The 21745-nt window shown below is 54.8% G+C and carries 17 protein-coding genes, 1 other RNA gene and 1 pseudogene; 9 read left to right on the top strand and 10 right to left on the bottom strand.

What is annotated here, in order from left to right:
* Positions 1–19: 19 nt before the first annotated feature.
* The 8 genes from C5F70_RS29030 (at position 20) to C5F70_RS29000 (ending at position 7884) form a co-directional block, all read left to right on the top strand.
* The gene (locus tag C5F70_RS29030; protein ID WP_017847396.1) at positions 20–304 is read left to right on the top strand and encodes a hypothetical protein; all 285 of its coding nucleotides are present in this window, start codon (positions 20–22) and stop codon (positions 302–304) included.
* Between the two features lie 102 nt (positions 305–406).
* Positions 407–800: a transfer-messenger RNA gene (gene ssrA / locus C5F70_RS29025) on the top strand.
* 186 nt (positions 801–986) lie between these two features.
* The gene (locus tag C5F70_RS29020) at positions 987–2243 is read left to right on the top strand and encodes an integrase domain-containing protein (RefSeq protein ID WP_104904438.1); all 1257 of its coding nucleotides are present in this window, start codon (positions 987–989) and stop codon (positions 2241–2243) included.
* Between the two features lie 907 nt (positions 2244–3150).
* On the top strand, positions 3151–4518 hold the full coding sequence (locus C5F70_RS29015) for a YfjI family protein (RefSeq protein ID WP_104904437.1): 1368 nt from the start codon (positions 3151–3153) through the stop codon (positions 4516–4518).
* Positions 4502–4864: a hypothetical protein gene (locus C5F70_RS30725; protein ID WP_158683898.1), complete on the top strand. Its 363-nt coding sequence runs from the start codon at positions 4502–4504 to the stop codon at positions 4862–4864. The genes C5F70_RS29015 and C5F70_RS30725 overlap by 17 nt, the downstream gene beginning before the upstream one ends.
* Positions 4842–5822, top strand: a complete 981-nt coding sequence (locus C5F70_RS29010; RefSeq protein WP_104904601.1) for an integrase domain-containing protein — start codon at positions 4842–4844, stop codon at positions 5820–5822. Before C5F70_RS30725 ends, C5F70_RS29010 begins: the two co-directional genes overlap by 23 nt.
* Positions 5819–6124, top strand: coding sequence for a hypothetical protein (locus tag C5F70_RS29005; RefSeq protein WP_096001723.1), 306 nt, complete (start codon positions 5819–5821; stop codon positions 6122–6124). The genes C5F70_RS29010 and C5F70_RS29005 overlap by 4 nt, the downstream gene beginning before the upstream one ends.
* 197 nt (positions 6125–6321) lie before the next feature.
* Positions 6322–7884, top strand: coding sequence for an anti-phage dCTP deaminase (locus tag C5F70_RS29000; protein ID WP_104904436.1), 1563 nt, complete (start codon positions 6322–6324; stop codon positions 7882–7884).
* 364 nt (positions 7885–8248) lie between these two features.
* Here C5F70_RS29000 and C5F70_RS28995 read toward each other — a convergent pair whose 3' ends face one another.
* The 6 genes from C5F70_RS28995 to C5F70_RS28970 form a co-directional block, all read right to left on the bottom strand.
* Positions 8249–11371 (bottom strand): type I restriction endonuclease subunit R, encoded by a 3123-nt coding sequence (locus tag C5F70_RS28995; RefSeq protein ID WP_104904435.1) that lies wholly within the window; start codon positions 11369–11371, stop codon positions 8249–8251.
* Positions 11368–12420 (bottom strand): YhcG family protein, encoded by a 1053-nt coding sequence (locus tag C5F70_RS28990; RefSeq protein ID WP_104904434.1) that lies wholly within the window; start codon positions 12418–12420, stop codon positions 11368–11370. Before C5F70_RS28990 ends, C5F70_RS28995 begins: the two co-directional genes overlap by 4 nt.
* Positions 12417–13355, bottom strand: a complete 939-nt coding sequence (locus C5F70_RS28985) for a COG2958 family protein (RefSeq protein ID WP_057005084.1) — start codon at positions 13353–13355, stop codon at positions 12417–12419. Before C5F70_RS28985 ends, C5F70_RS28990 begins: the two co-directional genes overlap by 4 nt.
* A gap of 1 nt (position 13356) precedes the next feature.
* Positions 13357–14712: a restriction endonuclease subunit S gene (locus C5F70_RS28980; protein WP_082643862.1), complete on the bottom strand. Its 1356-nt coding sequence runs from the start codon at positions 14710–14712 to the stop codon at positions 13357–13359.
* Positions 14702–16435 (bottom strand): class I SAM-dependent DNA methyltransferase, encoded by a 1734-nt coding sequence (locus tag C5F70_RS28975; RefSeq protein WP_057005086.1) that lies wholly within the window; start codon positions 16433–16435, stop codon positions 14702–14704. Before C5F70_RS28975 ends, C5F70_RS28980 begins: the two co-directional genes overlap by 11 nt.
* Before the next feature lie 481 nt (positions 16436–16916).
* A complete protein-coding gene (locus tag C5F70_RS28970) occupies positions 16917–17675 on the bottom strand; it encodes an SDR family NAD(P)-dependent oxidoreductase (protein WP_104904433.1) in 759 nt (252 codons plus the stop codon).
* A gap of 168 nt (positions 17676–17843) precedes the next feature.
* On the opposite strand from C5F70_RS28970, the gene C5F70_RS28965 reads away from it, so the two are divergent.
* Positions 17844–18776 carry a helix-turn-helix domain-containing protein gene (locus C5F70_RS28965; RefSeq protein ID WP_256588312.1) on the top strand — a complete coding sequence of 311 codons (933 nt, stop codon included), beginning with the start codon at positions 17844–17846 and terminating at the stop codon, positions 18774–18776.
* Positions 18777–18873: 97 nt separating this feature from the next.
* Here C5F70_RS28965 and C5F70_RS28960 read toward each other — a convergent pair.
* The 4 genes and pseudogenes from C5F70_RS28960 to C5F70_RS28945 form a co-directional block, all read right to left on the bottom strand.
* Positions 18874–19470: pseudogene (locus C5F70_RS28960) on the bottom strand (transposase); the annotation flags it as partial.
* Between the two features lie 149 nt (positions 19471–19619).
* Positions 19620–20267, bottom strand: a complete 648-nt coding sequence (locus C5F70_RS28955; protein WP_017847364.1) for an amino acid ABC transporter permease — start codon at positions 20265–20267, stop codon at positions 19620–19622.
* 1 nt (position 20268) lies between these two features.
* On the bottom strand, positions 20269–20949 hold the full coding sequence (locus tag C5F70_RS28950) for an amino acid ABC transporter permease (protein WP_104904431.1): 681 nt from the start codon (positions 20947–20949) through the stop codon (positions 20269–20271).
* 2 nt (positions 20950–20951) lie between these two features.
* Positions 20952–21728 carry an amino acid ABC transporter ATP-binding protein gene (locus C5F70_RS28945; protein ID WP_017847362.1) on the bottom strand — a complete coding sequence of 259 codons (777 nt, stop codon included), beginning with the start codon at positions 21726–21728 and terminating at the stop codon, positions 20952–20954.
* Positions 21729–21745: the final 17 nt, after the last annotated feature.

Raw genomic sequence — 21745 nt, 5'->3', positions numbered from 1 at the left:
TTCGCAAGGAGATACCCTTATGAAGCATTCCGCTCTTGCTGGCGTGTTCATTGCCGCTGCGATGCTGGCCTCACCGGCGTTTGCCGCCGGAAAAACCGACCAGCTTTGTCAGATTAATCTCGACAAAATCAACAACGGCAAAGCCCTGCTCGCCACCGACACCACTGGCAAAAGCGGCGAAATCGACACCGCCGTGTCTCAAGCCAAAGCCGCCCAAGCAGCAGGTGATGACAAGAGGTGCATAGAGATCACGTCCAAAGCCCTGCAAGACCTACAGAACAGCGACAAAGGCGCCAATCAGTAACACCCCGACGCTCATGGCCAACCTTCGGGTTGGCCTTCTGTGACCGTTTGGCGTACACTGCACAGGCTTGTCACTCACTAAGAAACAACGAGTTGCAAGCACGGGGCCGTTTAGGATTCGACGCCGGTCGCGAAACTTTAGGTGCATGCCGAGTTGGTAACAGAACTCGTAAATCCACTGTTGCAACTTTCTATAGTTGCCAATGACGAAACCTACGGGGAATACGCTCTCGCTGCGTAAGCAGCCTTAGCCCTTCCCTCCTGGTACCTTCGGGTCCAGCAATCATCAGGGGATGTCTGTAAACCCAAAATGATTGTCATATAGAACAGAATCGCCGTGCAGTACGTTGTGGACGAAGCGGCTAAAACTTACACAACTCGCCCAAAGCACCCTGCCCGTCGGGTCGCTGAGGGTTAACTTAATAGACACGGCTACGCATGTAGTACCGACAGCGGAGTACTGGCGGACGGGGGTTCAAATCCCCCCGGCTCCACCACTTCATCATCTAAAGACGTCCACGGACGTCTTTTTTTGTGCCTGAAACTCAATGAAATCAAGGGCTTCAGGGCCATTGGCTTCCGTAGAAGAATTTAGAGTTCCAGGCGTTTTGGTATCCCATTTGGTATCCCGGACCCGCCGGTGCTATTTTTGGGATACCAAAACGGTGTCGGAGGTAGCTCTCATGCCTACTAACGCAACCCGCCTCTCAGACCGCCAACTCAAGGCAGTCAAGGCAACAGGGAAAGACTTCGTTCTCACTGACGGCGACGGCCTTCAACTCAGGGTCAGAGCCAGTGGCTCGATGATATGGAATTTCAACTATCGCGAGCCGGTAACCAAAAACCGCCTCAATATGGCGCTGGGCCCTTACCCGGCTCTCTCGTTGGCGAACGCCAGAAAGAAAGCTCAAGAAGCACGTGAACTACTGGCGCTAGGCATTGACCCCAAGGCTCACCGCGATGAGCTCAGGCAAGCCAAGTTGGCGAAGACCGAACACACACTCGAGAAGGTGGCCACCGCCTGGTTCGAACTGAAAAAGCACTCCGTCACAACGGCATACGCCGAAGACATCTGGCGCTCACTCACGCTGCATGTTTTCCCCAGCCTCAAAGCCACACCCCTCGCAGACATCACCGCACCCATGATCATCAAGCTCCTACGCCCGATCGAGGCCAAAGGCAGCCTGGAGACGGTCAAGCGACTTTCCCAACGTCTCAACGAAATCATGGCCTACGGCGTCAACTGCGGGCTGATCTTTGCGAACCCGCTCAGTGGCATTCGGGCAGCCTTCAAGAAACCGCAAAAACAAAACATGGCGGCACTTCCTCCCGAAGAACTACCCGACCTGATGCTGGCGATTGCCAACGCCAGCATCAAACGCATCACACGCTGCCTGATCGAATGGCAACTGCACACAATGACCCGCCCTGCCGAGGCTGCTGGGACGACCTGGGCAGAAATAGATTTCGAGAAACGCATCTGGACCATTCCAAAGGAGCGCATGAAAAAACGCCGTGCGCACCCCATCCCCCTAAGCGACCAGACGCTCGCGCTGCTAGAGACACTCAAGCCCTACAGCGGCCACCGGGAACATGTATTTCCGGCCGACCGAAATCCGCGTACACACGCAAACAGCCAGACCGCGAACATGGCATTAAAGCGTATGGGCTTCCAGGATCGGTTGGTCAGCCACGGCCTGCGATCAATGGCCAGCACCATCCTCAACGAACATGGATGGGACCCGGAGTTGATCGAAGTCGCCCTCGCCCACGTCGACAAAGACGAAGTCAGAAGCGCGTACAACCGAGCGGACTACATCGAGCGCCGGCGTCCGATGATGGTTTGGTGGAGCGAGTACATCCAAAAAGCCGCCACCGGCAATTTGTCGGTGACGGCCATTCATGAAAACAAAAACGGGAACGTCATCCCGTTTCGTTAATCAGCTCCTACTGGCGACAGCGGCGACACTGGCGACAACCCACTTATTTAGCGGTCCTGCGCATGGCGACAAAGCGGCGACCGTCGCCACCATCTGCATCGCCCACAAGCTTTTAAGGCCCAGCCCCTGAGGGCAGGAAGGCTTTGCCTTCCCGTCCTCAGGGGCTCACTTTAAAAACCGACGAACGGCCCACTGTCCATTCAAAGCCACCGTCTTCCATACACATCCATCGCCTAAAAACCCCACCCCATACACGGTTGACCACCCTCCGAGCACGCGCTACACCAGAGCCGTAGAGCGCTGTCATCGACAGCATAGCCCAGGTAGCCAGGGATCTTTAAGGCTACGCCCTACAGTGGTGGTCCCAGCCATGCGCGCTCGCTTCCAATTAGGCGCGCAGTCACGCCCAACGTGATCGAAGCCAACTTATCCACAGTGCAAATGCGGCAGCCCACGCCCGTCTCTTTCTCCAGGAAAGAGACGGGCGCCGAAACTACTGCCGCAGCCCTTGCCGGGCAACACATTGCAGCGTTTGTCACTGTGACAATCGGCGTGACAAACCCCGATGTCACCCGCAGCAGCAATGCAGATGATGGTGCCGCAGCCCACGGAATGGACTGCACCTGACTGACAGTCAGGCACGCCCCGGTAATCGCATCACTGCCTGCAACAGACTCAGGATCTCGCGGCGCTGGTCTCGTCAGCCAACGCAGCCTCCACCCGCCCACTTCAGTCGAAGTGTTCAGGAGGCCAGATCATGAGATGCCCAAGCTCCCGGTCGTAAAGAGCCGCCCGTCCCGCGTAAGTGGACAACCCTCACAGGCTGCAGGGGCCTTGATCCCTGATAACACTCAACAACCGTGGCGGGGAGAGTGAGGGGGAAATTCGAAGCACCAGGAGAATGACGATGCAATTGTGCGAAGTGTTCGACCTGCCACAGCCGCTTCTGGAATACCGGCCCGAGCCGCTGGTGTATCCAGTCGAAGCGTTGGGACAGATCTTAGGACCAGCCGTCGAACGCATGGCCGAGGTCATCGGCGTGCCCTGTGCCATGGCAGCGCAATCGGTGTTGGCCACTGCCGCCCTGGTGGCCCAGTCGCACGCCAATGCGCATCTCGATGGCCGTGTTTATCCGTTGTCCCTGTACATGCTGACGGTGGCATCGTCGGGTGATCGGAAAAGCGCGGTGGATCATCTGGCGCTGGCGGCTGCGCGTGAGTGGGAGCGACGGCAGTGGATGCTGTACTTGGAGCAACTGAAAGCCAATCGCGCCGCCATTCGAGGAAAGCACGAAGCTCGTGAGTTATCCGACCCCATCCCGCCCAGGCTGATCATCGCCGAGCCCACCATTGAGGCGCTGATCAAAAACCTATGCCAAGGCTTGCCCAGCATGGGGTTATTCAACGATGAGGGCGGACAGTTTTTAGGCAGCAGCACGATGAGCAAAGAGAACCAACTCAAGGCCATCACCACCCTGTCAGCGCTCTGGGATGGCAGCCCCATCGACCGGGCGCGCTCCATGCCTGGCGAAAGCCTGCGAGCTTATGATCGTCGCCTCAGTCTGCATCTGATGCTGCAACCTTACCTGGCCAACCAGCTACTCACAGATCGAATGATCAACGGCCAAGGCATTCTTGGCCGCTGCCTGGTCAGTTGGCCCGAACGCCTGGTGGGGCGGCGCTTGTACAAGGCAGTCAACCTTACGCGAGATGCCAGGATCCAGCGCTACCAAGCGCGCATTACCGCTCTGCTGGATAAGCCGCTGTCGCTGCACAACGATGGTTCACTTAACCCTGAGAGTCTGGAACTGACACCCAACGCGCGCATTGCTTGGATCGATATTCACGACACCATCGAATGCCAATCTGGTGAGTTTGGCGAGCTGGCCGGTGTGCAGTCCGTCGCGGGGAAAGCAGCCGCCAACGTACTGCGTATCGCCGGGGTATTGGCGGTGATTGAAGACGCGCATGCAGTGGACGAACCCCATATCCAGCGCGCCTCGACGCTGATGGATTACTACCTGGCCGAAATCCAGCGCCTCACGGAGCAAGAGCCCATCAACACGTTACGCGAGGAGGCGGATCGACTGCTGCGCTGGCTGACGCAAAAAGGCTGGACCCAATTTACCGTCCGCGACCTCAATCGCAATGGCCCCCGCTTTGCCCGCAAAAGCAGTCATCACGCAATTACGCTGCTGGTCGAATTGATCTCACATAGCTGGCTGGACTCTCCTGACGGAAAGACCTTCGAGGTGCGCCATGTTCCGCCTCAATGACGCGGTGCGCCGTTACCAGGCACAGCATCAGACACGACCTGCATTGCGGAGTGTCGCCACTTCCGTCGCCGCCTTGTCGCCATGCTTCAGACCGGCAACTACAACGGTTGTCGCCACTGTCGCCGTTGTCGCCCCCCCCCCCGCCTTAGGGCCTGTCGACATCGGCCAACTGATCCACCAACTGCGCGAAGAGGGAGCAATGTTGCGGCATAAGCAAAACGCCCTGATTATTCGTCCCACACATTGGCAACAAGTGAACAAGATCAGCGCCCACTGGAAAGCGGTGCTGCGCTTTCTGCAAGACACGGAAAACGGTGAAGCCGGTGGCATTGGTCGGCCGGCGTGATGGCCGCAACTTTGGCTACGGCCGTCAGCTCAGCTATGCCGGCCCACAAGCGCTGAAAGATATGTTTGCCGGCGGCCACTTCGCTACGGTCAAAGCACACAGTGATCGCTGGCAGGCTTTCGTGAAGTGGTGTCGGTCAGCGGACGGCCCCGGTTACAACGACGCCCGCCAGATAGATCGCAGTACCTTGCACAGCTACGCCACACACCTGCGTCAGCAAATCCAACAAGGTGAAATCTGCATCGCCACCGCGCAGAACCGCCTGAGTAGCGTAAACCGTACCCTCGCAGCACTATGCGGCGACCAGTACGTGAAAATCGCCAGCCCGAGCAAGGCACTCGGCATGCAGCGATCAAGCGTGCGCACCCGCGCACCGGATGGCCAAGATCACCAACAACTGAGTCGAGTGATTGAAGCGCTTCGCGAACAGCAACACTACCGCGTCGCTGCGATTGTCTGCTTGGCCCGCGCAACCGGTATGCGCTTGCGCGAAACGATCCTGGCTGACTTGCCACGGTTGCAACGCGAGGCTGCACACTTAGGTCGCATCAACATTCAGGATGGCACCAAAGGCGGCCGGGTTGGCGCTTCGGCACCGCGCTGGATCATCGCAAATAACGAGGTTAAGGCAGCCTTGCAGACGGCTTGTCACGCTTCACCGCCCCACAGCCGTAATTTGCTGGCCCAAGGTGAAAGCTACGCCAAGTTCCAGCAACAGACGGTGAGGCCAGCTCGTGAATTGCTTCAGAAGCTGGGACTGAAGGGGGTTCATGAATTGCGAGCAGCTTATGCGTGCGAGCGTTACGCACAACTCACTGGCCACGCGGCCCCCGTCAACGGTGGCCGATGCTATCGCATCGACCACGCTCTGGACCAAAAGGCGCGACGGCAAATCAGTCTTGAGCTTGGGCACAATCGAATCGATGTGGTTTCGGCCTACATTGGGGGTACAGCGTGAACGAGCCTTTCGATATGGCACTTTTTCTGAGCGGCGTATTGACCGGTTCTGCGGCCACTCAGCAACGCCATCTACGCCAAGCTCAAATCATGCAGGCGGCCATTCAACAGCGATGGCAGCGAGGCAACCCCTGGCGCTGGCAGATCAAACATGTCCAGTGGTTTCTAGGTCATTATTTAAAGCATCACTCCAGTGCCACCCGTAATTACTACCGCCTCACAGCCCTGTTGATTTGGAAGCGGCTAAGCATTGGGAGAGCTGCGTTTAATTCTGTGGCTGTAAAGCATCCGAGCAATCGATAGCGTCACGTTTCACACATGAATCAATTCATGCGATGTACTTGATCAATCTGTATGAGGTTAAAGCCGTCATCATCAATTTCCTCCCTGATGAATGCTGAGATGGACAACCAAAAATACTTGTTTCCACCAAACGGAAAAATTGTGATATCACTATGAAATTACTGCGCTGATGGCGCCTTTACCTAACAGGGATCGTTATGGCCGCTCCAGATTTTCGACTCATTGCCTCAGCCAACAGTGATAAAGGTGGGCATTTCGATGACATAGGCGCGATAGGAAAGACAATTACGCCTGAGATGGTAATTGCGCTTTGTGGGCCAATGGGAACACCACTACACGACGTTGCAAAAACTTTTCAAGACCTATTGCTTGGACCGGATTACGGCTATGAGCGAGTCAACATCATCAGGTTGAGTGATGAGATTCGTGAGCAAAAAAATCTCACAAAAGAAAAGTCGATCCTCAAGCTAATCGAGGCCGGAAATGAGCTTCGTGCCGAGTACGGCAATGAGATTCTTGCTCGCTTGGCTATCCGGAGGATAACGCTCGAACGGGAGGGTGCTCAGCAGGCATCTGAGGAGAATCGAGAGGATGATTTATTCAACGACACCAGCTTAGCCCCCGCCCCAAAAGTAGCTGTTCGATACTGCCATATTATCGACTCAGTAAAGCATGTCGACGAACTCAAGCTGCTACGCTCCGTCTATGGCGATATGCTTCACGTTGTAGGGGTTTATTCACCAATAGAGTTACGAATTACCAGGCTTGAGCGATCCAAAGGACCCGGCGACCATATCCATGACCTGATTGATAGGGATTCCGGTGAGGAAATCGACCACGGTCAGCGAGTAGAGGATACTTTCCCACAAGCTGATTTTTTTCTACGCGTAGAAAAAACTACCGATACGCATCGGAAGGGAAGAGTTAAACGCTTCCTTGACCTCATGCTAGGGACAATAATTGCAACGCCTACGCTCAATGAGCGTGCAATGTATGCCGCATTTTCTGCTGCACGAAACTCAGCTTGCCTCTCACGTCAAGTCGGAGCGGCTATTACAAGCGCTGAAGGCGAAATTTTAGCTACCGGGTGGAATGACGTACCCAAGGCTTTCGGTGGGCTCTATCAGACCGAATCGTATGGTAGCTCTCCAGATGAGGATCGGCGTTGTTGGAACCTAGGGGGAGGCCGCTGCTCCAATGACCAAGAAAAAGAGCTCATTTCCAATGCGATTGTTGATCTCCTCGCTAGAGAAGGGCTCATTGAAGAAACAAAACGCGACCTTGTCTATAAGGCCATCCGAAAGAGGTCACAGCTGAAAAGCCTGATCGAATTCTCGCGCGCAGTGCATGCCGAAATGCATGCTTTATTGAGTGCTGGTGGCACAGACGGAGGCAAGATTCGTGGAGGAAAGCTATTTGTCACGACCTACCCCTGCCATTCATGCGCTAGGCACATTGTTGCTGCAGGGGTTCGAGAGGTTTATTTCCTTGAACCATATAGAAAGAGCCTTGCGACGAAACTCCACGAGGATGCTATAACTGAGAATGAGAACGAAATGGATAAGGTCAGGGTGATGCCGTTTGACGGCGTAGCTCCATCACGTTTTCTTCGATTTTTTTCTGCGCATCCTAAAGGGCGGAAAAATTCAGAAGGTGTTATGGAGACCAGAGAGGCTCACCCTGTCGCTTTCGTAACAATGGAAGCTATCCCGACACTTGAATCTATCATCGTGAAGGGTCTATCCTCCCGCGGCATTTGAGTTCACCCCGTTGGTACACAGCAGCATTGGAGCAATTTTCATGAAAATCGTTGACGAATCTGGTAACTCGGAGCTCGGGACGCAGTTCGCGTTTTCTTTTGAGGCTTCTGATACCGGTGATCAATCGCACCTACCAATGCCAACGGTCATAACCTCAACTCAAGCGCATCAATTGTCTGCTTGCAACATCGTTGCTTTTCCTCGGACACGAGTGTCATCAGCCGAAGCTAGGCTGCTGGCGAGGATCCTGGAAAGGACCAAACACTTCATTTGAATTTCTATCAGCTTTTCGTCGGCGTTTCGCCGCCTTCAGAGGGGCGCCCGTTTGGCTGCGTATCAACGCCCCTATTTATTGATGCTTGCGCTACAGCCAGCCTTCACAAAGCCTTGATGCCTGGTCGAGAATCATCTGCGCTGCATCCTCAGCCTTATCCGGTGGATACTTGTATTTACGCAAAATCCGCCGCACCAGGATCCGCAGCTTAGCCCTAACGCTTTCACGACTACTCCAGTCGACACTCACATTGGCCCGCAGACTGGCAGTCAGCTCATGGGCGATTTTCGCCAGGATTTCATCGCCCAACTCCCGCACAGAAGCCTCGTTAGTCGCCAAAGCATCGTAAAACGCCAACTCATCATCGTTCAGCCCAAGCACGTCACCGCGCTTGCTGGCCTGGGCGAACTTTTTGGCCATTTCAATCAGTTCTTCAATGACCTGCGCCGTTTCAATGGAGCGGTTCTGGTAGCGTTTGATGACGTTGCCCAACAACTCAGAGAATTTCTTCTCTTGAGTCAGGTTAGAGCTGTAACGGCTTTTGATTTCGCCTTCGAGCAATCGCTCCAGAAGCTCCACTGCCAGGTTTCTTTCTGGAAGGTTGCGCACCTCTGCGAGAAACGCGTCATCGAGCAAGCCGATGTTAGGTTTTTCAAGGCCCACCGCCTCGAAAATATCCACAACATCACCAGAGACCACTGCATTACCGATGATCTGTCGAATAGCTAGCTCGCGCTCTTCGTCGGTTTTTTTCTGCTGACTGACTTCGCGCTTGATCAGAATGACTTTAATAGCCTGAAAGAACGCCACCTCTTCGCGAACAGCTTTGGCCTCATCCAGCGTGCAGCACAAAGTAAATGCCTTACCCATGGCCAACGCGTTATCGGCAAACCGCTTTTTGCCATCCTCCATTCCCAGAATATGGTTAGCTGCGCCGGCCAGTAGTTTGTGTCCACCCGTGAGGAAGTCACCGTAATCGAAGCCATGTAGTAGGCTGCGTAGAACGTCGAGTTTCTCCTCTAATACTGAATAGGCCTCGTAAGCATCCACCGTCGGCCGGCCTTTACCTTTGCTGCCGGTGTACTCCTTCAGCGCGGCCTTCAGTTCGTTGGCAATGCCGATGTAGTCCACCACCAGACCACCCTGCTTGTCCTTGAAGACACGGTTAACCCGGGCAATGGCTTGCATCAGGTTGTGCCCCTTCATGGGTTTGTCCACGTACAAGGTATGGACGCAAGGTGCGTCAAACCCGGTCAGCCACATATCGCGGACAATCACAAGTTTGAGGGGATCCAGTGGATCTTTGAAACGTTTCTCTAAGCGCTTTTTGACCTGCCCAGAATAGATATGCGGTCGCAGCAAGGCCTTATCCGATGCGCTGCCCGTCATCACGATCTTGATTGCACCTTTCTCCGGATCCTCGTCGTGCCACTCCGGACGCCGAGCGATGATCTCGTTGTATAGGTGCACACAGATCTCGCGACTCATGGCTACCACCATGGCTTTGCCGGGCATCTGCTCCATACTGGCCAGACCCAGATTACGCGCCTCAAAGTGCGTGATCAGATCCGACGCAATGCTCCGAATCCGTGGTTCTGCCCCGACGACCTTTTCCAACGCGGCCCAACGACTTTTCAGTCGCGACTGCTGGTCGTCTTCTTCATCTTCTGCCAGCTCATCGACCTGATCGTCGATCGTAGGTAGCTCGCTCTCTTTCAGCGAAAGTTTGGCCAAGCGCGATTCATAGTAGATGGCGACGGTCGCCCCATCTTCAGTCGCCTGCTGCATGTCATAGACGTGAATGTACTCACCAAAAACCGAGCGCGTGTCGCGGTCCTCACCGGATACTGGAGTACCAGTGAAAGCGACAAAAGTGGCGTTCGGCAGTGCATTGCGCAGGTGATGAGCAAAACCAACCTGATAACGCGCTTTGCTCTCAGCAACCTGAAGCCCCGTAGGTACTTTCAGCTCAGCGTTAAAACCATATTGAGTGCGATGAGCTTCATCAGCGATAACAACAATATTTGGCCGCAAGGACAATACCGGGAAGCTGTCTTCATCGACTCCAGGCATAAACTTCTGGATGGTCGCGAACACAATACCGCCACTAGGACGGTTGGCCAGTTTCGCACGCAAGTCCCCACGTGACTCCACCTGGACGGGTTGCTCACGCAGCAAATCCTGGGACAACGAGAACACCCCGAATAACTGACCATCCAAATCGTTGCGGTCAGTGATCACCACAATGGTTGGGTTTTCCATCGCCGCTTCCTGCATCACCCGAGCCGCAAAACACGTCATGGTGATGCTTTTGCCCGAACCTTGCGTATGCCAGACCACCCCGCCCTTATGACTACCGCCGGGGCGCGATGCCGTCACTACCTGCTGAATGGCAGCGCGAACAGCGTGGAATTGGTGATAACCGGCAATTTTCTTTACCAGACGGCCGTCGTCTTCGAACAACACGAAGTAACGCAAGTAGTCGAGCAACATCTCTGGTACCAGAGCACCGCGTACCAATGTCTCCAGCTCGTTGAATTGCCCCAATGGGTCGAGGTCCTGGCCGTCGATGGTCCGCCAGTTCATGAAGCGCTCAAGATCAGCCGACAACGACCCCATACGGGCCTCACTACCGTCGGAAATCACCAGGACTTCGTTGTATTGGAACAGGTCCGGAATCTGCTCTTTATAGGTCTGGATTTGATCAAAGGCTTTACCCAGATCAGCCTTCACATCTGCAGGATTTTTTAGTTCCAGCAATACCAACGGCAGCCCATTAACAAACAAGATGATGTCCGGACGCCGAGTGTGTTTCGGCCCCTGGATACTGAACTGATTGACCGCCACCCAGTCATTGGCCTTCACATCCGCCCAATCGATCAGGCGAACGAAGTCGCCTCGGGTTTCACCGTCTTTTTGATACTGCACGGGTACACCGCCGACCAGCAGGCGATGAAACAAGCGGTTAGCCGACAACTGCACCGGCAGTCCCAACTCTAGCACCTGCTTTAACGCATCTTCGCGCGCAGCTACTGGAACCTTTGGATTAAGCCTCGCCATGACATTGCGCAGGCGCTCAGTCAGCACCACCTGGCGATAGTTTTCACGCTCGGGTTGCTCACCATCATGAGCGATATTCGGCCCATACAAATGGGCATACCCCACCTCTGCCAGCCAGCCGAGGGTCTCCTGCTCCAATTGGTCTTCGGTCATTCCAACGCACTTCCTGTGTTCAGATCACCGGCCAATTCGGCCTCAATCTCGGCAATGCTCGGCAGATTTCGGCCCAGGGTTTCGGGCAAATCACGCAGCAATTGATATTCAGCAACACCGATGGGTTTGTCGATGCCCGACAAAGCGTACTCGGCCACCAAGCGGTTTTGCTGTTTGCACAGCAGCAGGCCGATGGTGGGTTTGTCATCCTCAGCTTTAATCTGCGCATCCACGGCCGCCAGATAGAAATTCAACTGGCCAGCGTGTTCGGGTTTGAAAGCCGTTGCTTTGAGCTCTACCACCACATAACACTTGAGGCGGGTGTGGTAGAACAGCAAATCAATGAAGAACTCATCACCGCCCACATCCAGGCGAAACTGGCGGCCGACGAAAGCAAAGCCTGCGCCTAGCTCCAGCAAGAAACGAGTGATATGACGGATCAGTCCATCTTCAATATCACGCTCGTGAGCATCGTCGCCCAAGCCAAGAAAGTCGAACAGGTAGGGATCTTTCAGGGTTTCGTGAGCCAACGCCGACTCTGCAGCCGGTAAACGTGCAACAAAGTTGGTGACTGCCGCGCCCTGACGTTGCTGCAAGCGGTTCTTGATATTCTGCTCCAGCGTGCTGCGTGACCACCCGAGCAAGACGGTTTGCTGCGCATACCACTCACGCTCGGCAGGGCTGGCCAGCTTGGTCAACAGCGTCACCACATGGAACCAGGGCAATTGGGCAGCAGGCTGCTGCCCAAATAGACCATTGGGGCAATGCTGAGCAAAAAACGCCATGTACTTGAGGTTACGGCTGGAAAAACCACGGATATCGGGAAAGGCGTCGGAAAGATCGCGTGCCAGTCGCTCAATGACTTTTGCGCCCCAAGCGTTAACCTGCTGACGTTGCCTTATTTCCGCTCCGATCCGGTGATACAACTGCACCAACTCAGCATTGACGGCCAGTGCGGCACGTTGCCGGGCTTGAGCAATATCGACTTTAAGCTGAGTCAGCCAGTCGGCGTAGCCCTCGGGCAATGCGGAAATCGTTTCTTTAGTCACTCACTGGCCTCCCACTCCTTGGTCGACACTTCACCGGTCTGGTGAAAACGACGTATACGGCCGATGAACTCGGCGAAGTCGGCGTTCTCTTCAGTCAGTCGATTGCACATATCCCAGTCGATTTCGCTGCGTTCACGAGCGGGGATGAGAATTTGGCTTTCCGCCGGGTTCTCTACGTCGAGCTGTATCACACCAATGCCATGGGCTGAGGCGAGCATTCGTAACTCTTTAAGCGTGCCGTCGCCCTCTACCGTCGCCGCCACCAAGTAGCCAAAATTTGCCCATGACGAATTGGATACAGCCTGAAAAAAGCATTTGCGGGCGTTGGAGCGATTGAGCAGCAACTTGACCTCAAAGGACCACATGCGGGCACGGCGCTCGCCCTGTACACCGACACATTCGCGTAACTCGCGAGTCCAACCAGCGGTCAGATCTTCCAGCCCCACCAAATCGGGATGCAACCATTCATTACCACCGCTGCCAGCACGATTGGAGGAACGTTTTTCGTTAATCCGCATGGCGAACACCCGCTGATCGTCCGTCAGCAGGTATTCGGCCAGTAATGGGTAAAGTGCGTGCTCACGCAACAGCGAGGGCCCAGGGAGGTCTGACGTGGCGAGGGCTATCCCTTCAGCCGCCGCCACCTCAGCGTTGGCGTCCATTTCCGACCAGTAATAATGACGAGGCCGGCCTTCGGTTGTTTTTAGTTGAGGATGCATCTGCTGCCAGCGCGGGCGTGACCCGGAAATCTCCGCCACCAGTTGCTGTACTAAGTCACTGTCTGTCTGGATGTAGCTAGCACTGCCTGCTTTTTTGACTGCGCATTCGGCGGGGAACTGTTCGAAGATCCATTGAGCAAGTTCGCGGGCGGTTTGCTGGGTATCGGGTAGGCTTTGCAGGCGATCGATGACGCGTTGTCGGAGGTTCAGAGCCATGTCAGAAAGCCTCCGACAACATATTTTCGTGGGGGGCTTCTGTTTCTGGCAGGCGCAGTTGGCCGGAGATCAGGCGCGGTAGTAGGGTATCGCGGAGTTGGGTGAGGGTGTTGAGATGCGCTTGGTTACTATGAATAGTTGCCCAAAGCGGCTCTACCAAGTCATTGAACGCCAATTTCAAAGCCTCAGGCGGGTTTAGCACCGAGTAACTGGGGAATGCCTTTAACGCTATGCGATTGACTGTTGCCCCGTGGATCGTGTGCTTATCGAGCATCTGTTGAAATGGTATCGAAATGAACTGGTGAAACCAGAACAGTCCGGCACCGTCTTCAGTATGCGGACGGATCAGAGCTAGCCTGCGGCCTAGGCAACAACGTATCTCTGGCGGGATCACAGCAAAAAAACCAAGCGTCGCCTCGTAGCTGAAGACAATGTCGCCATGAGTTGGCTCAATACGCCGAGTCCACTTACTCCAATCGTTTTCGCTGATACGCCGAATATTAGCCAGTTCAAGACGTGTTCCAGTCAGATTTTTAATACCCAGGAAGATAGGGCCACTTTCCGACTCCGCCGGCGTGGCATGAGGGCCGTCGTAAATCCCCTCAACAAGCTTACCAATTGGTCTAACCTCCCATCCCGCGGGCAATAACCCAAGCTCGGATTCCTCGAAGCTATCGGGAAACAGCTCTGCGGTGGCCGCATCCATGCCTTCTGGCTCAAGCCTTTCCGCCTTAGCACGCACAGGGTCGAAATCGACGAACCAGGATTTGAATAGCGCCTGGGCGATGTCTTCTAAGGTGGCATTGGTTTCGCGCAGCAAAGTAATTCTATTGTCGAGGGCCGAAAGAGCCTCAGCTATAGCCCTCTGAGTGTTCAACGGGGGTAGCGGAAACTGGTAGGTACAAATTCGATCAGGTGACGTATGTTTAACCGTGGATCCTGTAGCACCCGATACAACCCATTGACGATAGTCATTAGTCCGCATGAGGTAATGCAGAAAATCTTTGTGTACCTGTGTCACTGACTTTATTAATACACGACCAACTCGTTGATTGTGTAGCCAAGTCGTGCCTCTGGTCTCAGGAACTATAGCGGAAAATCCCAGCGTATCGGCCGCTTTGCTCAAATCAGTCATCGTGACGATTAAATCGCCTTGCCTAAGGACGTAATCAGAGAAAATAGGGCCACTGTAGTACTTCCCTTTCCCAAGTTGGAAGCCACCACCAACTGCAAAGTTTCCTGGAGTTGTTAGCTGAAACGGTGATGGCTCATCAGAAAAAAATTCACCTTTGAAGGCAAAGCCATGCTTCACAGTGATCAAATCACTGAGCGGAGTGATCGGCCACTCAGAGCTCATATCCCAGCCCCCCCAGCTTCTGCCGGATCAACTGGTCAAGTTCCGCGCCCTTGGCTATCTGCTCGCCCAACAAGGCGGTAAGGTTCTGCATCTTGTCGGCAAAGGCCTCATCGTCGTCCTCTACCGCTTCCGCACCGACATAGCGGCCCGGTGTCAGCACATAGCCGTGCTCGGCGATCTCCGCCAGGGGGGCGCTGCGGCAGAAGCCAGCCACATCGGCGTATTCACCAATTTCACCGCCAACATCTAGGGGAACTCCGCGCCAGTTAGCTACGGTTTGTGCAATAAGTTCAATGTCGGCGTCGAGCAGTTCGATCTGCACCCGGCTGAGATTCGTACCCAGTTTACGGGCGTCGATAAATAAAACTTCGCCAGGACGAGCGACCTTCAGCTTGGCGAGGAACCACAGGCAGGCCGGGATTTGAGTATTGAAGAATAACTGGCCGGGCAGCGCTACCATCACTTCCACCACGTCGGCCTCGACCATGGCTTTTCGAATGTCACCTTCGCCGTTCTGGCTGGAGCTCATCGAGCCGTTAGCCAAGACGATGCCAGCACGGCCGCTGGACTTGAGATGAAACAACATATGCTGCAGCCAGGCGTAGTTAGCATTGCCTTGCGGTGGTGTACCGTACGCCCAGCGCGGATCGCCTTCTAGGCTGCCATGCCACCAGTCACTGATATTGAACGGCGGGTTAGCCAGAACAAAGTCGGCACGCAGGTCTGAATGTTGATTACGAATAAAGGTATCAGCAGGCTCACGACCGAGGTTGAAGTCGATGCCACGGATAGCCAGGTTCATGGCAGCCAGACGCCAAGTAGTGGGGTTGGACTCCTGACCATAAATAGACACGTCGCCGAGTTTACCGCCGTGGGCTTCAATGAATTTTTCCGACTGCACAAACATACCGCCAGAACCGCAGCATGGGTCGTAAACCTTGCCATGATTCGGGTTGAGCACCGCCACTAGGGTTTTGACGATGCTAGCCGGGGTGTAAAACTGCCCGCCTTTCTTGCCTTCGGCACTGGCAAACTGGCCGAGAAAGTATTCATAGACCTGGCCAAGCAGATCTCGTGCCTGGTTGGCATCACCACCGAAACCAATTGTCGAAATCAAGTCAACCAACTCACCGAGTTTACCGTCAGGTAGCTGGGCACGAGCGTAGCGCTTGTCGAGTATGTTTTTCAGGCTGGTATTTTCTACCTCAATAGCAGACAAAGCTTCATCGATACGCTTGCCAATATCCACCTGCTTCGCAGCAGCACGTATTGACTCCCAACGCGCCACTTCTGGTACCCAGAACACATTCACTTCTTTGTAGTAGTCGCGCTCCTCCAGCTCTTGAGCTAGTAGTTCAGCATCGTCACTGTCCAGATAGTAGTCGTCGCCGACATCGGCAAAACGTCGCACCAGTTCCGCGCGGCGGCCAGCAAAACTATCAGAGATGTATTTGAGGAAGATCAGGCCGAGGACGATGTGCTTGTACTCAGCAGCATCCATGTTGGCGCGCATCTTATCTGCAGTGGCCCACAGCGTTTTTTGCAGATCCTGCAGGGTATTACTGGTTTGTGGAGCTGTGGCCTTGCGCCCAGGCTTCCTCTTTACCGACTCGGGCTCTGGGGTGATAGGACTTTCGCTCGACGAAAAACGAGCACGTGCCTGATTGAGCGCTTCTTCAGCAAGACTGCTGGCGGTCTGGTCGGCACCCTTTTGAACCGTCATGGACTACTTCCTACATTCGACGCAGATGAATTGCGTGGTAAAAATTGAAAAAACCGACCATAGAGGTTCAGGCGAAGATTGCCCGCATGATAACGGGTCACCACACCTTTCGTCTGAGTTGTAACGACCAAGAGAACGCGTACAACCTGAGTGCCCTGAATCGAGGTCAATCCAGCGGGCTTGCGAAGCATCAAGAAAGCTCGTCGCGGTTTAAACGGTATTCCAATTGGTATTCCAACCAAAAAAATCAAGCTGAAATTCACTTAACAAATCAACAGCCTACCTAACCAATTCAACTCACCCCGGCTCTAAAGACGTCCACGGACGTCTTTTTTTGTGCCTGAAACCCAGTAAATACGCCGGATAATAACCGTCTGGGCAAGGCCCCTTTTGTCGTTGATGCGACCAGATCAACCAATCACATGAACAGGATCGCAGGCCCAGTCGGTCAACACGGTGTAAGTGACAGAAATAGGCCCTATCAGGCTCCGGCGGGGACGCTCATCCCTCCATCCGCCATGACGACGGCGCCCAAAATATAAGATGCCCGCTCTGAGGCTAGAAACGCGACGACTTCAGCGATTTCCTCGGGCTGAGCGGCACGTTTGATCGGCGTCTTTTCACCATGCTGGGCAAGGAACCCAGGGCCGTCTTCAACAACATCGTTGAGGATATTGGTCACAACATCTCCGGAGCCGACTGCATTGACGCGTATACCGTAGTCAATGACCTCCAGGGCCAACGTGCGAGTCAGTTGGGCCAGCGCACCTTTTGAAGCGGTATAAGCCGCAATCGTAGGGAACGCCTGGTAAGCCGCATAGGACGCGATGTTGACAATGGCACCCGTTCGATTCGGGATCATCGCCTTTATGGCTTCCCGAGCATGTAAAAATGCCGCCGTGACATTGACGGCCTGGATACGCTCCCAATCATCGCGAGTCATGTCCACGACCAATTTGTTTATGATGATTCCGGCGTTATTGACCAATATATCCAGACGGCCAAAGTGTGTTATCGCTGTCGCCACTGCTGTTTCGGCAGCGCCATCTTCAGTGATATCCGCAATCAGTGGAACTAGGCCGGGCCGGGCGAGTTGCTCGACTGTCGGACTTTTGTCTTCAGCTACCACTTTAGCCCCGCGCTCATGCAGCATCAGGGCGGCAGCCCGGCCAATCCCACTCGCTGCACCGGTCACCAGAACCACCCGACCTTCGAATTCACCACGTGTATCAACCGTCATCTTTCTCTCCAGAGAAGGCATCCAGCCGCAACAACTGCTGCTGTAGACGACGACACCTTCTCCCATTCTTTCGCGCGGATCTGCCGCACTTTTGCCGGGCTGTCGGGATTTTGCTTTTCGTCGCCTGGACTCGCTACTCTGTCGACCCATCACTCGCGAAAACATGCCATGGCAACGCTTGGCCAACCATCCCGTTCAGATCATCATGAGCGGATTCCCGCCCATAAAATGCCGGACTACCTACCCGCTACGGCCCATCAGCCTTTTGGCCAAAGTTTGAACTCGCAGGTGCAGGTACAGATATTCAGGCATCGAACCACCCAGCAGAGTCTGATGATTCCTGCTGTCGCAGAACCTCTGCTTGTTCTGATCGTTTCAGGTGCTGCCGTCATAGAAGAGCGCATTGGGAACGAAGAGTGGACGGCCACCCCTGTCGCTGCTGGCGACTTTTTTCTGACAACGTCGCCCCTCCCCTATGAAATGCGATGGCAAACACAAAGCGATGGGGGCTTTGAAGTGATGCATGTCTATCTCAGCCAGCATCTGCTGGATCTTGCCGCGCGGGATATTGTTTCGTGTCCCGACGGAGTCCAGCGGCTACGAGAGGTTTCCGGCGAACGAGATCCGGAAGTTACGGGGCTGATGAGATCCCTCTATCACGAAGTGACTTCAAGCCCGCAAGCCAGCTCTCTGTACCTACAAGGCGTAGGCCAAGCGCTTGCTGTGCATTTGGCCCGACGCTATGGCGACGGCAGCGAACCGTCCAAACGTATGAACGCCTTACCGGCCTACAAACTCCATAAGGCCATTGCGACCCTGCAAACAGGGATGGGCAGTGCATTCAGCCTGGACAGACTGGCATCCGAAGCAGGCATGAGCGTTTCGCACTTTAGTCGCCTGTTCAAGAAAGCAACAGGACGGAGCCCATCCCAGTACTTTATTCATCTGCGGATGGAAACGGCGCGGGAGCTGCTTCTGGAATCCGACCTCAGCATCCTGAACGTCGCCCTTGAGGTTGGCTATGCCAGCCCAAGTTATTTCGCTCAATTGTTCAGACGTCATACCGGCATAACGCCGCGTGAATACCGTCATCGGAGTTAAGTTCAGGTGCGCTGGTATGGACGGCCTACACCAAGCATCCGTTGTTGGCCTTGCGCGATTAAGCCTGATGCCACTTATGCGGAAGCAGTTGCTCGATTTAACTCGCTCGCTGCGTCGGCAGGCGCGTGAGAACATCTTTCAGATAGGCTTACGGATCATGACCATTCAGCCGCGCAGACTGGATCAAGCTCATGATCGCCGCAGCCCGTTTTCCGCTGCGTAGCGACCCGGCGAAGAGCGAGTTCTTGCGCCCAAGCGCCCATGGTCGGATCTGGCTCTCGGCCCAGTTATTGTCAATGGGGACGGCACCGTCATCAAGGTAGCGCGACAGCGCTGCCCAGCGTTTCAGGCTGTAATCCAGTGCCCTGCTGATAGCCGAACCTTCGGGCACGAGGTCGCGCACTTCGCTTTCGATTTCGTACAACAACTGGATGTAGCGCAGCGCCTGCTCGGCAATTTGGCTCTTATTAGTTGCGTGCAATTCGAAGAACTTGCGCCGGACATGGGCCATGCAGCCGATTTCGGTCACGCCGAGTTCGAAACTCGCCTTGTAACCGCCAAAGTCGTCGCAGACCAGTTTGCCTTTCCAGTTGTGCAGGAAGTTACGAGCATGCTCACCCGCGCGGCTGGGGCTGAAGTCGTAGACAACAGCAACTCTCGCAGGCTGTCGAATCGCCAGACTTGACCACCAATAGTGTGGACAAATTGAGCCATGTCTCAAATCCTCTTTGTTTCATGCCAGTCACGCAAAATGAGGTCCGTTGATAACCCGAACCCATTGAATCGACATGCATTTCAATTCGCCCAACTGCGGCTAAGCGAATATACAGGGAGGGATCGCTGTCAGCGCTTGCCCTTACGTTCCAGCAATCGAACGCCGAGAGACAGCGGGAAGCACAGGGCGAAATACATCGCGCCCACCAGGATGTAGGTTTCCAACGGCATGAAGTACACCGCGCTGAGATCTTGTGCCCTCAGCATCAGATCTGGAGCCGCGATCAGCGATGCGACAGAGGTGTCCTTCAAGAGCGAAATAGCGACGTTGCCAATGGGTGCGAGAACGATCCTGATCGCTTGAGGAAGTACGACCCACCTCATTACCTGCACCCGCGGCATCCCGATGGCCTTGGCTGCCTCCATCTGCCCCTTCGGCACCGCTTCCAGACCTGCACGGTAGATCTCTGCGAGGTATGCAGCAGCGTTCAATCCCAAGCCAATGATTGCTGCGACGAACGAGCTGAACTCGATCCCCACAGCCGTGAGGCTGAAGTAAATGATGAAAAGCTGTACCAGCGCGGGCGTTCCTCTGAAGACCTCGATATAGATTGAGGCAGCACGCCTCAGTGGAGCGCTTGATGAACGTCTGGCCAGGGCCAGGACCAGCCCTACAATCAACCCGATTACTAGCGCACCGATTGCCATTTGCAAGGTAGCGAGTGCGGCAGCCAGGAGCTCTACGTGGGTTGCATCCCACAGTTCGCCGTATCCCATCTCAATTCTCCTTGACGACTTTCAAGCGGCGCTCGGTGCGAGAGGCCCAATAGGCAATAAACAGGCTCAGCGCGAGGTAGATGATCGCCAGCAGAAAATAGATAAGGTTGGTTTGATAGGTTTCACTCACCAGCATTTTTGCCTTGAAGGTCATCTCTGGAACCGCCGCAGCGGATGCCAATGAGGTGTCCTTGAGCAGACCGATGGCAAAGTTCGCCATACCTGGAATGGAAATCTTGAAAGCCTGCGGCAGCACGATGATGCGCATCGCCATGCTGCGAGTCATTCCAATGGAATACGCCGCTTCGGCCTGCCCCTTGTCGATAGTCTTGATGCTGGACCTGAAAACCTCGGACAGAATCGCGGCTCCGTTCAGCCCGAACCCGATGATGGCGGCTCCGACGGCAGGTAATGTGATGCCTATGTAGGTAAGGCCGAAATACAGGATGAACAGCTGTGTCAGGATCGGGATATTCCGAAATATCTCCAAGTAGCAGCTTGCGAGAAATCCCAACGTGCGGTGGCGTGAAAGCCGCATCAACGCCAGGCAAAAACCTAGCACTGCGGCGACGACGAAAGCAGCCAGGGTCAGCCCGACGGTGGTCAATGCGCCTACGCCGAGCACGTTCAGAAAATACGGCAACATCTCGAGGGCTTTGCCGAAGGCACTGCTATCAACCATGATCAGTGCTCCTGAACCGCTCGAATGAACGAGCGAGTTCGCTCGATTTCGCAGTCATGGAAAATCTGCCGAGGCGGCCCCTGCTCGATGATGTTCCCATCGGCCATGAACACCACCTGATCAGAAACGCTTTCAGCAAAACGCATTTCATGAGTGACGATAATCATCGTCATCCCCTCATCCGCAAGACTTCGCATCACGTTCAGCACTTCACCGACCAACTCTGGGTCGAGCGCAGAAGTCGCCTCATCAAACAGCATCAGCTTGGGTCGCATTGCCAACGAGCGTGCGATTGCGATCCGTTGCTGCTGCCCACCAGAAAGCTGCTCTGGGTAGGCATCACGCTTGGCCAGCATGCCGACTTTCTTCAAAAGCTCTTCAGCATGAGCGACTGCGTCTCTCCTCTCGCGCTTCTGTACCTTCATGGGTCCGAGGATGATGTTCTCCAGGACTGTGAGGTGAGGAAACAAATTGAAGCGCTGGAAGACCATGCCCATCTCAGCACGCATCCGGGCCAGATCTTTGTCTCCCATGGGCACCTTGCGGTTACCCACGAGCCGCTGGCCGATCAGTTCGTTATCCAGGTAGATACTGCCCTGAGTGGGCTCCTCCAGATAATTGATGCAGCGAAGTAGCGTGGTCTTGCCAGACCCACTGGGGCCAATGAGCGAAATCTTCTGGCCCTGTTGCACGGTAAGGTCGATGCCTTTGAGTACGTTCAAACTGCCGAAGGATTTGTGTAATCCCTCGACGCGCACCAGTGGGTTCATTACAGCCATGAGCGTTATCCGTAAGT

This window comes from Pseudomonas sp. LH1G9, assembly GCF_002949975.1.
Lineage (GTDB): Bacteria > Pseudomonadota > Gammaproteobacteria > Pseudomonadales > Pseudomonadaceae > Aquipseudomonas > Aquipseudomonas veronii.
This window is presented reverse-complemented; position numbering and strand designations above follow the sequence as displayed.

Coding starts and splice junctions, on each gene's coding strand:
- C5F70_RS28980 (WP_082643862.1), bottom strand. CDS start 14,712: ATGAGCTCTGAGTGGCCGATCACTCCGCTCAGTGATTTGATCACTGTG.
- C5F70_RS28965 (WP_256588312.1), top strand. CDS start 17,844: ATGGCAACGCTTGGCCAACCATCCCGTTCAGATCATCATGAGCGGATT.
- C5F70_RS28970 (WP_104904433.1), bottom strand. CDS start 17,675: ATGACGGTTGATACACGTGGTGAATTCGAAGGTCGGGTGGTTCTGGTG.
- C5F70_RS29015 (WP_104904437.1), top strand. CDS start 3,151: ATGCAATTGTGCGAAGTGTTCGACCTGCCACAGCCGCTTCTGGAATAC.
- C5F70_RS30725 (WP_158683898.1), top strand. CDS start 4,502: ATGTTCCGCCTCAATGACGCGGTGCGCCGTTACCAGGCACAGCATCAG.
- C5F70_RS29020 (WP_104904438.1), top strand. CDS start 987: ATGCCTACTAACGCAACCCGCCTCTCAGACCGCCAACTCAAGGCAGTC.
- C5F70_RS28985 (WP_057005084.1), bottom strand. CDS start 13,355: ATGGCTCTGAACCTCCGACAACGCGTCATCGATCGCCTGCAAAGCCTA.
- C5F70_RS28995 (WP_104904435.1), bottom strand. CDS start 11,371: ATGACCGAAGACCAATTGGAGCAGGAGACCCTCGGCTGGCTGGCAGAG.
- C5F70_RS28955 (WP_017847364.1), bottom strand. CDS start 20,267: ATGGGATACGGCGAACTGTGGGATGCAACCCACGTAGAGCTCCTGGCT.
- C5F70_RS28975 (WP_057005086.1), bottom strand. CDS start 16,435: ATGACGGTTCAAAAGGGTGCCGACCAGACCGCCAGCAGTCTTGCTGAA.
- C5F70_RS28950 (WP_104904431.1), bottom strand. CDS start 20,949: ATGGTTGATAGCAGTGCCTTCGGCAAAGCCCTCGAGATGTTGCCGTAT.
- C5F70_RS29030 (WP_017847396.1), top strand. CDS start 20: ATGAAGCATTCCGCTCTTGCTGGCGTGTTCATTGCCGCTGCGATGCTG.
- C5F70_RS28945 (WP_017847362.1), bottom strand. CDS start 21,728: ATGGCTGTAATGAACCCACTGGTGCGCGTCGAGGGATTACACAAATCC.
- C5F70_RS29000 (WP_104904436.1), top strand. CDS start 6,322: ATGGCCGCTCCAGATTTTCGACTCATTGCCTCAGCCAACAGTGATAAA.